Consider the following 14,463-nt stretch of genomic DNA (forward strand, 5'->3'; position numbering starts at 1 on the left):
GAATTATTTTTTATCGGTCGGCATTTTCGTTTGTCACACACTCGCAGGCTTCTTCATGAGGCTGAAGTCCGCAGACTCCTCTGTAGAGCCAGGCCATGAACTGGGCCTCGACAAGAGTCTGCCCCCATGCCACCGGCATCATTCCTTTCCAGCGCTCGTTGATGAAACTTGCGAGGTCTTCGAGCGCCGCCGGCGGATTTCCGGTCTCGTCTCTCAGTATGGCAGCCGCTCGGCAGGCACACAATCCGCCCTGGCAGGTGCCCATGCCCATACGGGTGCGGCGGCGGAGATTGATCAGGCTGTCGGCATGGAGTTTCTTAATGGCATATTTGATCTCCCCTACCGACACCTGTTCGCATTCGCAGACAAGAGCATCATCCTCATCGGCATTATAGCTTATTTCTGCGCTCATGGTGCCGTGGCGCCCCTGGGCGGCTTTCTGGTCTGTGCTCAGTTCGATTATATGTGATTTGCGCTTTCGGACTCCGGACTCCGGCTCCGGAGTTTCCGATCCCGGAAGTGGGATCTCGGCCGTGCGACACAAGCGACCTTCTATTCCAAGTTTGCGGCAGGCCATGTCGGAGGCCCATTCCGCCATCAGGCGGTAGGTCATGAGCTTGCCTCCAGAAATAGTGATCATGCCTTCGACTCCGTCGCGCACGGCATGGTCCATGCAGACTATGCCACGGCTGATGCTGCGGCCCGACGGATCATCGTCAGACGCTATCAGAGGTCTCACTCCGGCATAGGCGCGGAGAATTCGCGTATAGGCCAGACAGGGGGCAATCTTTATGCCCTCGCGCAGAAGCACATCTACCTCTTCGCCTGTGACATCCATTCTGTCCACCTGATCAATCGGAATCCGGCTCGAAGTCGTGCCGATGAGCGAAATGGTGTCACCCGGCACGAGGATATCCGCATCAGCAGGCTTGCGGCAACGGTTGATGACCACGTTGTTGACTCTGTGGCCGAATATCAGCAGGGCGCCTTTGGCCGGAAACATGTTCACCTTTATGCCGGCCATCGAGCATATACGCTGCCCCCATATGCCTCCGGCGTTGATCACAAGCGAGGAGCGGACCTTGAATTTCTGACCGGTGCGCTGTTCGCGCAGCTCCACTCCGCTGACACGCCCCGACTCCATAAGCAGATCCGTGACCTCATGATATGTCAGAATATCCGCTCCGTGGTTACGCGCGTCCATGACATTGGCCGTAGTAAGCCGGAATGGGTCGATGGCACCGTCAGGCACTCTGACCGCACCTATTATATCTTTGTTGACCGCAGGCTCCATTGCTATGGCTATGGCCGGATCTATGACCTCGGCGTTGATGCCGGCCTGCAGGCATGATTCCACAAATTTCTTCTGATAGCCCAGATCATCCTCCGGGAGCGTGACAAACAGGCCTCCGGTTTCTTCCACACAGTGACGCGCTATACGCCGCAGAATCATATTCTCCTTTATGCACTCGCTGGCCGATTCCTGATCGGTGACGGCATAACGGGCTCCGCTGTGAAGCAGCCCGTGGTTGCGGCCGGTAGCGCCGGCTGTAAAGTCAAAGCGTTCTACCAGCAATACAGAAAGACCGCGCATAGCACAGTCGCGGGCTGTTCCGGCACCGGTAGCGCCGGCTCCGATCACTATTACGTCATAGTGCTCTTTGCAATGGTTCATGTTCATATGGATTTTAACCGGATTAATTTGGAAGGAGAAGAATTCAAGCTACATCAAATTTCGAATCACTTTCGAAACATAATATTTTTGATTTCGCAACAAAAGTAAGAATCTTTTATTAAAAAACAAAATATTTTTGCAATGACAAATGTTAAAATAGAGCTGTTTTTTAACAGACCTCCGGATAGAGGTCCGTATTCATGAAAGTTTTTTAACTTATTATATGTGAATTTTCAAATATAATTAATACATTTGTCTCTGACACAATACATATCTCTTTATACCTTAATATATATGACAAAAGAAGAACGCCATAACCTGATCCTTGAGACTCTCATCCGCCATGAATCCATACCGGTTTCGAGCCTGTCGTTACTCTTGGACGTATCAGCGGTTACGATCCGAAAAGATCTCACCGAACTCGAAAGTGCGAACAAGCTCTATAGAAGTCACGGCAAAGCCGTACTGATCAACCCGTATATCAACAACCGCTCCATTCTGGAGAAAGAAAAACTTGCCCGCAAAGAGAAAGAACTGATTGGCCGCGAAGCCGCATCGATGATCACTCAGGACGATTCGATCATAATAGCCTCAGGCTCCACAGTCCTGGCCTTTGCCCGCTGCATCAAGCCGATACATCGGCTGACCGTGATAAGTGCATCTCTGAAAGTGTCGGAGTATCTCGGCACCAACGAAAACATAGAAGTGATCCAGCTCGGAGGCACCCTGCGCCACAGCAGTCTCTCAGTGGTAGGGAAACATGCCGAAGCCCCGCTGAGCGAATTCTGCTGCAGTAAACTGTTCATTGGAGTAGACGGCATAGACCTCGACTTCGGCCTGACCACCACTGATATACGCGAAGCAGACCTGAACAAGGTGATGATGCGCACGGCACAGAAGACCATCGTCCTGGCCGACTCGTCGAAATTCCGCCGCCGCGGCTTCAGCAAGATAGCCAATATCACTGATATAGATACCATTATCACCGACTCGAACATACCTCCCACAATCAGTCAGGCCATTGAGGATCTCGGTATCGAATTGAAAATCATCGACATCAAAAACACCGCGCCGGGCATAGATTCTCAGATCTGACTCTGAAGCAGCCCGCCGGACCATCAGCTCATTCTCCACACTCTCCCTTCTTCATACCCCGGACCTGACACATCAGCGCCATAGCAACACACGTCGCTTTCGCAACGAAAGGCAACATTCCATCCCGAAACACAGCCCGAAAACAACAACTTACACACCCTTACAGAAGTTTTTCTGCAACCCATTACGTAATTTAGCCAAATTTAGATAAAAAAGTGCAAAAAAAATTTTGCAGATTAACATATATATTATACTTTTGTTGCGAGTTGAAACCTAAAATCTTTCGTTTCAACCAAAATTCAAAACCAAACCAGTGAACTGTTCCTCAGGCAAAATAACTAAAAAGCCTCTTCCAGCACTCTCCAGCCGACAGCAAAAACGAACTTGAATCTAACCCTAAAATCTACTTCCGACAAGCAGGACAAACGAAACCGGCCTTTTTGCGCCGGATTTTCCGGCCACAACAAAATCTGCGGATTGTCAGCATAGAGAAAATGCCCGACCATAAAATACAAAAAACAAAATAACCCAAATCAACCTTATGAAAAAACCATTCCTTGAAACGCTCACGGCGATAGCACTATGCTTTGTCGGATTTTCGTCGTGTGGTGTTGACGACACCGCGGAAGACGCAGTGCCCCGTCTGAAGGTCGATCAGAACCGAGTGGAGCTGATCAGAACCGGCACCCTCTCATCCGGAGCGACTGCAACTCTCACAATCACCGCCAACAAAGGCTACAATGTCACCAGCGACGCCGAATGGCTTTCGGTCGACAAACCTACAGGCCGTGGCGCCGTCAATGTCAGCATTCTCGCCGAAAAGAATGAAAGCGGAGCCGTGCGCAAAGGTCTGCTAACCATCACCTCCGGATCAAACCTGAGCGAGACAATCACCGTGGTTCAGAACCTCGAAGAAGACCGTGACGACCACATGCCGGTGGGCCACATATATTTTAATGACGATTTTGCCTGGTGTGTGGGCGGCACCGATGATGTCGGCAGCCAGACCATCGGCGATGCCCGCAATATCTACACCTGGAATTATGAGGCCAACGGTTTCACAAGCTCTCTCCCCACATTCCAGTCTCTCTATGAAGACCTCAACTCAAACGCCAAGACGGTCTATACGATGAACGGCTACATCAAATTTGACAAGACCAACACCATCACGGCAATAGCAATCCGCAACCTCGGCATCGCCGCTGAAAAATCGACAAACGTCAAAGTCAGCTTCCGTTGCGCCCGCTACAACACCGACAAAACCACAGTCGTGGTAGCCATCGAAGGCGAAGGCTCGATCGACGGAGGCTCGCAGGCCGGCACCCGGATTGTCAGCGCCCCGGTAGCAATGTCAGCCGACAAACTCACCTGGTCAGATGTCAGCGTCAACATCCGGGGCATATCTTCAAAGACCAAAATCATCATCGGCGAACAGACCTATGTCAAGGACGGCATCAACAACAGCGGCACATTCCGCTGGTATATGGACGACCTCAAGGTTGAACGTATCGAACGATAACATCCTCTTAATTAACCGAATAATCAATAGACATGAAACTGCATAAAAATTTCATCTTCGCATCGGCACTCGCCCTCGCGTCAGGTCTGGGACTCGCGCTCACGGGCTGCAACGATGATGACGAGAAGATACCGGCCTATTTCAAAGCCGACAACCGCGAATTCACTCTTGAATACGACGGCCTGACCGACAAAGGCGAAGAACCCTCGCTGACACTTAACACAAGCGGCAGCTGGAAAGTGAGCCAGAAAGACGAGTGGATACACCTTTCAAGAGAATCAGGCACACGCGGCAGTCACAAGATCTTTGTGACTGCCGATGAGAATACCGGAGATCCACGCACCGGATTCGTTGAAATCAAACTCTCCGGAAGCAACAAGACCGAGCTTTTGGCCGTAAGCCAGAACAAGAAGGTAGGCACACTCGCCGTATCGCCCGCACTAATCAGCGTGACAACCCTCGGAAATGCCGCCGAAGGCGAGACTCTTGCCTTCACCATTGACACCAATTCAGACTGGACCGTCTCACTGCCTGCCGGCTGCGACTGGATAACTCCGTCAAAGACCTCAGGCCAGGCCGGTAAGGAAAAAATCTCATTCACCGCAGCGCTCAATCAGACCGGAGCCGAACGCGAGGCCCGGATCACCGTCACTGCAGGAGCTCTTTCCCGCTACACCACAGTGCGCCAGGACGGCACAGTCTTCTCCGTCAGCGAAAACGGCAAACCCATAAGCAAACTGACTTTCGCCGCCTCTGACGCCGCCGGCCTCAGCACCGAGCTGACCGTAGGCTGCATTGAATCATGGACACTCACCGCCAAACCCCAGTGGCTGACCGTAACCCCGTCAAGCGGCGATGCGGGAGAAACCAAAGTCACTCTGACAGCAGAAGTCAACACCGAGGCCGCCCGTGAAGACTACATCACAATCACCACCGCCCACGGTCTTGTGCTCACCGCCCCTGTGCTCCAGCTCTCAGACCGCCCCGAACCTGACTCAAAGGCAGTAGGTTTCGTCTACTACAACGATGATTTCTCCTGGGTCAAAGGCGGAGCCGACCAGGTAAGCAACATCAACGGCGGAGCCCCCAACGATGCCCGCAACATCTACACCTGGGACTTCAAGACCAACGGATTTGACGATGTGCTTGCGCTCTTCAATCAGAAATACACCGACTACAATGCCTCGGCCAAAGTCATCTACGCTATGGACGGCTACCTGAAGTCCAACAAAGGAGGCGCACAGACAGCAATCGCAATCAAGGATGCCCTTCCCATTGAAGGCGGACACTATGCCAACGTCGACGTGACTTTCCGCGCAGCCAAAAACGGCACCGACCCGATGACCGTCTCAGTTGTGATCGAAGGCGAGGGCGAAATCGTCGACGGCGTGAGCGCCACACAGAGCAAGGAACTCGAACCTTTCAACAACTCCGACAAAACCATCCCCTGGACATGGACCGACATGAAAGTGACCGTCAAAGGGGCCACAGCCAATACCAGGATCATCATCGGCGCGACTCCGTTCATCAACAACGGGTTCAAGTCAGTGGCAACTTATCCCGACAACGGAAAGACCTCTTACTACCGCTGGTTCATGGACGATCTTAAAGTAACCCGAATCGAGACCAAATAAAAACGACAGACAACAATGAAACACAGACATAACACAGCAAGAAATCTCAAGGGATTGTTTTGCACCTTGTTCCTCGGTCTGATTTCAGCGGCATTCATGACCGCTGCCGCGCAGGTGACCGGCACTGTGACCGACACCGACGGTGAACCTCTGACCGGAGCCACAATCATAGTCCAGGGCACCAAGCTCGCAGCGGCAGCCGACATCGACGGCAACTTCTCGCTCGACGCCAAGCCCGGCCAGGTAATGAGAGTGACCTATGTAGGCAAACTTCCGGCCGATGTCAAGGTTCAGTCCGGAAAGACACATTATAATATAGTACTCGACTCCGATGACAAGATGCTCGACGAGGTTGTCGTCGTAGGCTACGGCACAATGGAGAAAAAGCGCGTGACCTCGGCCATCACCTCGATCAGCGCCGACGACATGATGTCGGGTCTCGGCGGAGCCACTATCGCCACCGCACTCCAGGGCAAGATCTCAGGCCTGACCACCACAGGCAGCGCATCGCCCAACGCCTCTAACGGCTATCAGCTCCGCGGCGTGGCTTCAGTCAACGCCGGCCAGGGCCCGCTGGTAGTGATCGACGGTATCCCCGGCGGTGACCTCCGCGCCATAAATCAGGAAGACATCCAGTCAATCGACGTGCTCAAAGACGCATCAGCCGGAGCCATCTACGGCACACGCGCCGCAGCCGGTGTGATCCTCGTGACAACAAAGAAGGCCAAAGAAGGCAAGACCCAGGTCAACTACTCGTGTGAGCTCTCGATCGAAAGCGTGCGCAAGCACCTCGACCTCCTCTCCTCTCAGGAATACATCGAACGCGGCCTCGGCCAGGATTACGGCTATGACACCGACTGGTACAAGGAACTCACCCGCGACAATCCCCTCAGCCAGCGCCATGTGCTGACCATCTCCGGCGGCACCAAAGACCTCCAGCTCTACTCCTCGCTCATGTACTCCGACCAGCAAGGCATAGTGCGTGGCGACGGCCGCACCGACTATTCCGGCCGCATCAACGGCCGCTACCGCATGTGGGACGGCGTTGCCGAACTCAGCATGAAAGCCCAGTTCCGCCAGGCCGACCGCGACAAGCGCAACGGGTCCTACACATTTCAGAAAGCCATCGAACTTAACCCGACCATACCTCTGTGGGACCCCTCAAACCCCTCTGACTACAATGTTGACGGCGTAGGCATGGGCGGCAACTCCTGGAATCCCGTAGCAGACATCGAATATAAAGATTACTCGGCCAAAGACCAGTGGTTCCTCGGCGACGCAACCCTCAAGATCAATCTTATGAAAGGCCTATCCGTGCAGGGCACAATGGGCCTCGACATGCGCCAGCATCAGTATTACCTCTACTACAACCAGAAACACCGCGAAAGCGTCACTTCAAGCAAACGCGGCAAGGCTACCCATGAATTCAGCAAGTCACTCAACAAATCGTTTGAAGCCTATGCCAACTATATGCGCGAATTCGGCGAACACTTCGTCGACGCCGTGGCCGGCTACAGTTTCTATGAAAACGAAGGCACCGAAAGCTTCGAGATGACAAACGCCAACTTCACCGTTGACGGCATCGGCCCTTGGGACATGAGCGCAGGCACAGACCTCAGCGACGGCCAGGCATCAATGGCCTCCAACAAGAATCCTCGCCAGCGCCTGCTCTCGTTCTTCGGCCGAGCAAACTACTCTTACGCCGACAAATACATGGCAACCGTGAGCTACCGCCGCGAAGGCTCGTCAAAATTCGGCAAAAACAACCGATGGGGCAACTTCTGGTCTGTCTCCGGAGGATGGCGCATCTCACGCGAGAACTTCATGGAGGGAATCGACTGGATCAACGACCTGAAACTGCGTGTGGGCTACGGCGTCACCGGCAACAACGACTTCGGCAGCGGCTACACCGTGCGCACCTACAAGTCAAACGATATGTATCCCACAAACGGCATCTGGCAGCCCGGCTACGGCTCAACCAAAAACATCAACCCCGATCTGAAATGGGAAGAAAAGAAGGAGCTCAACATCGGTCTTGACTACTCGGTGCTCAACAACCGCATCTTCGGCAAATTCGACTGGTATCACCGCCGCGTGGACGACATGCTTTTCGAAGTAGCCGCCCCCGTCCCCCCGATGGTCTACACCACCGTGATGAAAAACATCGGCAGCCTCACCAACACAGGCTGGGAATTCGAAATCACCGGAGTGCCCTTCCAGGGCCGCGAGTTCACATGGACCTCTACCGCCCGCATCTCCCACAACACCACAAAGATCAAAAACCTCGGTGACAGCGACTCGTTTATGCTCCCCTCGGCCATGCCCGCGTCAATGGGCTATGAGCAGAAGCTCGTCAACGGCTCCAAAATCGGTCAGTTCTGGCTCTTCAAATATGCCGGTCTCGATGAAAACGGCAAGTGGCTCATCTATGACAAGGACAATAATGTGGTCCCTGCCAAAGACGGCTCTGTCAACAACCTCGTCGACGCCAACAAACACTGGGTGGGCAATGCGATCCCCAAGGCGATCATCTCATGGGAAAACAACTTCCGCTACCGAAACTTCGACCTCGGCATCAATCTGCGCTCATGGCTTGACTACGATGTGTTCAGCGAAATCATCCTCTACCACGGTCTCCAGACCAACTCTCAGGAAAACGTGCTGAAGATAGCCTACACCGACAATGCCGCCATCAACGACACCCGCATCACCTCTGACTACTTCCTGAGCGATGCCTCCTTCCTCAAGATCGACGCCGTCTCGCTTGGCTATACGCTCGACACCGGCAAGTGGAACAAATATCTGACCCGCGCCCGCTTCTACGTGACCGCCCGCGATCTCTACACCTGGACACGATACAAAGGCTACAACCCCGAAGTGAGCATCAACGGCCTCTATCCCGGCGTGGAATATGTCCGCAACGCAACCAACATGTACCCGCAGACCACCCGCTGGACATTCGGTCTCCAGCTGACATTCTAAAAATTGGTAGATAAAAAACTGACGAACTATGAAATTTAACTTCAAACATATAGCTCTGGCACTGCTCGGAGGCGCCACTCTCTTCTCCTGCGACCTTGACGAGAAATTCTACTCCAGCGTGACCCCTGACACATTCATCACCTGTCCGGAGAACACCTACGCCATTCTCTGCCGCCCCTTCACCCACTGGAAATGGTATCTCGGCGCCGAACGCTGGTATCTCCAGGAACTGACCACCGACGAGATGACCTGCCCGACACGCGGCAACGACTTCTATAACAACGGCGAGTACATCCGCCTGCAGGAACACACCTGGACCGGCGATGACCGCCATGTCAAAAACGTGTGGGACGGAACCATGAGCGCCATCGCCCGTACTCTCGAAGCCAAAGAAGACCTCTCTGGTGTCAACTACAACGCCATCGGCCTCTCTGACGAAATAAAGAAAGACCACATCAACCAGCTAAACGCCATCCTCGGATGGTACTACATGCGCGGTCTTGACTACTTCGGAGGTCTGCCGATTTTCCGCAGCAACAACGACGCTCCCTGCGCCCGCTCTACCGACAAGGAGACTTTTGAATTCTGCGAGGACCTTTTCAAGAACGCCATACCCTCCATACTCCCGAAATCGAGCCTCGGAGAAGCCCAGGACGGCTATATCAAGAAAGCAGCAGCCGCAATGATGCTCGCCGAACTATACTTCAACGCCGAAGCCTACGGAGGAGGTGACCGCTATGCCGATTGTGCCGCAATCTGCGAAGACCTGATCAGAGGCGAATACGGCCCCTACGCCATTGACAATACCTGGTACGGCCCCCACTGTTTCGACAACGACAAATCGACAGAAGCCGTCTGGTATGTGCCCTCACAGAACTCAAAGATGGAATTCAACTGGTATTACCGCTACTTCTACAACCACCAGGCCGACAAATACTTCAACTGCCCATTCCCGGCTTCGCGCTACAACGGATTCATCCTTTCTCCCTCACGCGAGAAAGAAGGCGGCCCGGTCATGGACTACAAGCTGGGCAAAAGCTACGAGAAATACAACGATGCCGACCTGCGCAAGAAACCCTACGTCTACCACGGCAACAAGGAGTATGAAGGAATGTTCTGCGTAGGGCTGCAGAAGAACCCCTACACCGGCGAAGTGGCCATAGGCCAGAAAGACATGGCCGGAAAGCCTGTGGTCCTTGTGGACTACGTCAATATCACCGGCAACAGCAGCACCATGATGGACGGTTCGGAAGTCTCCGGAGTGCGTCTGGTCAAGATGCCCATCCCGAACATCGACGATAAGGATCTTCTCTGGAACCCCGACTATCCCTGCATGCGTTTCACCGAGGTCTACTACATGCTTGCCGAATGCAAATGGCGCGCAGGCGACAAAAAGGGTGCCGCTCAGCTCATCAACGAAGTGCGCAAACGCAACTTCGCCAACGGCAACGACCCGGACCCCGTGACCGAAGCAAACCTTGATGTCTACCGCATGGCCGATGAATGGCAGATTGAATTCCTCGGTGAAGGCCGCCGCCGCACCGACCTCATCCGCCTCGGCCTCTACACCACAGAAAGCTGGTGGGCCCACAAGCCGACTGACGACACCAAGAAGCGTTTCCCGCTGCCCTCTGAGGCTATGGCTGGAAATCCCCTACTAAAGCAGAACCCCGGTTATTGATCACACTGCAATTGCCTTCATTCTCCTCTCTCTTTCAGAAAAAACACCTGTTAATTTCCAATCTCTATGAAACTTTTCAGATATATGGCCTCGGCGATGGTGGCAGTCAGCCTCCTCGCATCATGCTCCGATGATGTTGTCGCCGAACGCCGCCCAGGAGCCGATTCGGATCCCCTTACCATCAAAGCACAGTTCGGCAAAAACCTCGTGGGCCGTGTGACGGTTGACGGACAGCCCCGCCAGGGTGTGGTTGTCAGCGACGGCATCAATGTGATGACAACCGACGCCAACGGCGAATACCAGATGTACACCACAGGCCGCCAGCACGTGTTCATTTCCGTGCCTGCCGACTGCGAGCTCCCCACCCTGCTCGGCGACCCGAAGTTCTACAAGACCCTCGACTATTCCGACGCCGCGATCATCCAGCGCGATTTCCGTCTGGTGTCAATCCCAAAGAAAACAGAATGGACCCTCTTCACTATGGCCGACCCGCAGATCGGCAACGAAAAAGACATCACTGATTTCGTGGGAATGATTCCCAGAATGGCCGAATTCGCCTCCAGCCTGCCGTCAAACGTCTATGGCATCTCGCTCGGCGACATAGTCTGGAACAAGCCCGAATACTTCGACACCTATGCGAAAGAGATGCGCAACATCCCCGTGCCGGTTTTCTCTGTGATAGGTAACCATGATCACAACGAAGGAATCAAAAACGACACCGAAAGTGATAAGGATTTCCGCGATGCCCTCGGCCCGACATACTACTCCGCTAATATCGGAGACTGCCACCTCGTAGTGCTCGACGACGTTTTCTACCGTGGTGTCAACGGCCGTAACGACTACACGGGCACCATCACCGAGGCCCAGCTCGAATGGCTTGAAAAGGATCTCAGCTATGTTGATCCGGACAAAGCCGTCATCATCGGCCTCCACATACCCACCAAGCGCCGAAACAGCTCTACCCATGTCACCAACAACCAGGCTCTCTATGATCTGGTCAAGGACTTCAGGGAAGTGCAGATCCTCTCCGGCCACAGCCACAACCACTACACCACTACCATAGCCTCAAACATCACCGAGACGACTTTCGCAGCCGTGATGGGAGCCTACTGGTATCCGCTTTGCAACGATGGCTCGCCACGTGGCTACGGCGCTCTTGACTTCAAAGGCAATACCCTGGTCAACAAATACTTCATCGGCGACGGCTGTGACCGCGACTACCAGATGAAGCTTTACCACCCGGAAGACGCCGTGTTATGGAATCCCTCTAAGAATGCAGGAGATCCCTATGACAAGATCCTTGCCAACATCTTCTGCTGGCATGAAGACTGGACTGTCGAAGTCAAGGAAGACGCAGGATCCTGGACAGTTCTGCCGGCGAGCGCCCGACTAATTCCCTCGCAGAACGGCGGAAAATGCTGGGACCCCGATGTGCGCAAATGTCTTGTTGACGGAGTCATCCCCGCAAACCACGGCGGATCAGCTCCTGAAAACAATAACGACCACATGTTCCTCTACACTCCGCAGCCAGGCTGGCAGAGCGTGAGCTTCCGCGCCACTGACAGCTTCGGCAACGTCTACACAGAGACCATTACCAACAACTAACCCTGACCTCAGCCAACAATGCGAAAAGCCATAAAAAAATTCCTTTCATTAGCCTTGATGATGTCATCAGGGCTAATGGCCTTTGCCGACACTGCCGCAAGCAATCCGCTTGTGTTCGGCAACAACCGCCTCTCGATCATCACCCCGACGCTCCTGCGCCTGGAATATGCCACCGACGCCCGCTTCATTGATGCCCCGACCCTCTTTGCCTATGACCGCAGCAGCATGCTCTCGCCCTCTGACATCTCTGTCCGCGAACTCGGCGACAACTGCTACGAGATCACCACTCCGGCTCTGAGAATCTGGTATAAGCATGACGGTTTCCCCTTCTCGACTTCGAATCTCCACGTGTTTTACACTCTTGACGGCAAAGAGAAGAAATTCACCAATCGCTTCCTCCCCAAAAACAATCTCGGAGGTCCGGTGGAGACTCTTGACCGTGTCACCAAGGAAATTCCGATGAATGACGGAATCCTGAGCAAGGACGGATGGTATATGATCGACGACGAACGCACCGACCTGCTCGTCAACGGATGGATCAGCCCGCGCGACACCGAATCGCACATCCAGGATCAGTATTGCTTCGTCTACGGCAACGATTACAAGGCCGCCCTCTCAAGCCTTGGCGCTATCAGCGGCAAGGTGCCGATGACCCGCAAATACATACACGGTGTCTGGTATTGCCGCTACTGGGACTATACCTCCGATGAATTCCTCGACATCATCCGCGGCTATGACAAAAATGACTTCCCGCTTGACAACATTGTGTTTGACATGGGATGGCACACCAACGACGCAACCGTCGGCACAGGCCACAACGGACATCTAAACTGGAACGGCTACACCTGGAACCGCGAACTCATTCCCGATCCGAAAGCTCTGATCGACTCCTGCCATGCCCGTGGCGTGACAGTCTCGCTCAACGACCATCCGCATGACGGCATGCGCCCCCACGAGGAACACTATCCGGCATTCATCAAGGCTCTCGGTGTCACTGACGGAACCGTGCCTCTGTTCAACACAGCCGACAGCAACTATATGGCCAAATTCTTTGACTATGCCCACCGCCCGAGCGAAGACATGGGCGTGGACTTCTGGTGGCTTGACTGGCAGCAGAACTATCTCTACCCGCATGTGCGCGGCCATCACTCCACAACCCTCGCCTGGATCAACGAACTTTACTACCGCGATTCGCAGCGCAACGGCAAACGTGGTGCCGGTTACAGCCGATGGGCCGGATGGGGCGACCACCGTCACCCCATCCAGTTCTCCGGCGATGCCCAGGCCAACTGGGAGCTTCTCGCCTTCGAGGTTAAACTCACTGCTTGCAGCGGTCAGGGCGGATGCTACTACTGGGCACATGACATAGGCGGTTTCCGCGGTGACCCGAACCCGGAACTGACTGTCAGATGGACTCAGTTCGGCGCTCTGTCGGCTGCCCTGCGTGTCCATTCCACCAAAGACAAGCGCCTCGACCGACGCCCCTGGATCAGTGGCGACCGCGAGACAAAAGCTATGAGAAAGATGTACCACATGCGTTCCGAAATGATGCCCTACATCTATTCGAGCGTCTGGCAGACCCACAACACTATGGTGCCGCTCAACCGCTCGATGTTCATCGACTATGGCGACCAGAAGGAATCGTTCAGCCAGCCCCAGCAGTTCACTTTCGGCGACATCCTGCTTGCTGCTCCTATCTCGACACCCGGCAGCGGTGCAGACAAGACTGCCGCGCAGAAAGTCTGGTTCCCCAAAGGCGAAGTCTGGTATGACTATTTCACCCACGAACGCAAAGACGGAGGCCAGACCGCACAGATCGAAAAGCCTCTTGAGGAATTCCCGCTCTATGTGAGAGGCGGATGGATACTCCCCATGCAGCCCTACACTCCGCGTCCGGCCACAGCCGCGCTCGAAACGCTCGTCATGCGCGTCTACCCCGCGGCCAAAGATGCCGACAACGTGTTCAGCCTCTATGAGGATGACGGCATATCGCTTGACTATCAGAAGGGCATCTATTCCACAACCGCGCTCCGCTACACCCAGAAAGGCAACCGCGCCTGCGTGACAGTGGCACCCGCCGAAGGTTCATATCCCGGCCAGACCATGCGCCGCTCCTACAGGCTGCAGCTTCCAGGACTGAAAGACGGTGCCAAGGTGACGGTCAACGGCAAAAAAGCCAAGGTTGAATATGACGAAGCCGCCGGATGCCCGGTGGTCAGAGTTGCCTCCACTCCTGTAAACAAACCCGTAACCATTGAGTATAATATATAAT

8 protein-coding genes are annotated in these 14,463 nt (G+C 54.2%); 7 read left to right on the top strand and 1 reads right to left on the bottom strand.

What is annotated here, in order from left to right:
- Window positions 1-10: 10 nt before the first annotated feature.
- The gene (gene glpA / locus C5O23_RS04700) at window positions 11-1,681 is read right to left on the bottom strand and encodes an anaerobic glycerol-3-phosphate dehydrogenase subunit A (RefSeq protein WP_304511075.1); all 1,671 of its coding nucleotides are present in this window, start codon (window positions 1,679-1,681) and stop codon (window positions 11-13) included.
- A gap of 288 nt (window positions 1,682-1,969) precedes the next feature.
- Between glpA and C5O23_RS04705 the strand changes: the two genes are divergently transcribed.
- The 7 genes from C5O23_RS04705 (at window position 1,970) to C5O23_RS04735 (ending at window position 14,462) form a co-directional block, all read left to right on the top strand.
- Window positions 1,970-2,770, top strand: a complete 801-nt coding sequence (locus tag C5O23_RS04705; RefSeq protein WP_107031794.1) for a DeoR/GlpR family DNA-binding transcription regulator — start codon at window positions 1,970-1,972, stop codon at window positions 2,768-2,770.
- A 541-nt stretch (window positions 2,771-3,311) separates the two neighbouring features.
- Entirely contained in the window at window positions 3,312-4,289 is a 978-nt protein-coding gene (locus C5O23_RS04710; RefSeq protein ID WP_107031795.1) for a BACON domain-containing protein, read from the top strand.
- A 32-nt stretch (window positions 4,290-4,321) separates the two neighbouring features.
- Window positions 4,322-5,923 (top strand): BACON domain-containing protein, encoded by a 1,602-nt coding sequence (locus C5O23_RS04715; RefSeq protein WP_107031796.1) that lies wholly within the window; start codon window positions 4,322-4,324, stop codon window positions 5,921-5,923.
- Window positions 5,924-5,938: 15 nt separating this feature from the next.
- A complete protein-coding gene (locus C5O23_RS04720; RefSeq protein ID WP_107031797.1) occupies window positions 5,939-8,905 on the top strand; it encodes a SusC/RagA family TonB-linked outer membrane protein in 2,967 nt (988 codons plus the stop codon).
- Between the two features lie 28 nt (window positions 8,906-8,933).
- A complete protein-coding gene (locus tag C5O23_RS04725; protein ID WP_107031798.1) occupies window positions 8,934-10,586 on the top strand; it encodes a RagB/SusD family nutrient uptake outer membrane protein in 1,653 nt (550 codons plus the stop codon).
- A 66-nt stretch (window positions 10,587-10,652) separates the two neighbouring features.
- Window positions 10,653-12,191, top strand: a complete 1,539-nt coding sequence (locus C5O23_RS04730; protein ID WP_107031799.1) for a calcineurin-like phosphoesterase C-terminal domain-containing protein — start codon at window positions 10,653-10,655, stop codon at window positions 12,189-12,191.
- An 18-nt stretch (window positions 12,192-12,209) separates the two neighbouring features.
- Window positions 12,210-14,462, top strand: coding sequence for a glycoside hydrolase family 31 protein (locus C5O23_RS04735; RefSeq protein ID WP_240597672.1), 2,253 nt, complete (start codon window positions 12,210-12,212; stop codon window positions 14,460-14,462).
- Window position 14,463 lies beyond the last annotated feature (1 nt).

This window comes from Duncaniella muris (assembly GCF_003024805.1).
Lineage (GTDB): Bacteria > Bacteroidota > Bacteroidia > Bacteroidales > Muribaculaceae > Duncaniella > Duncaniella muris.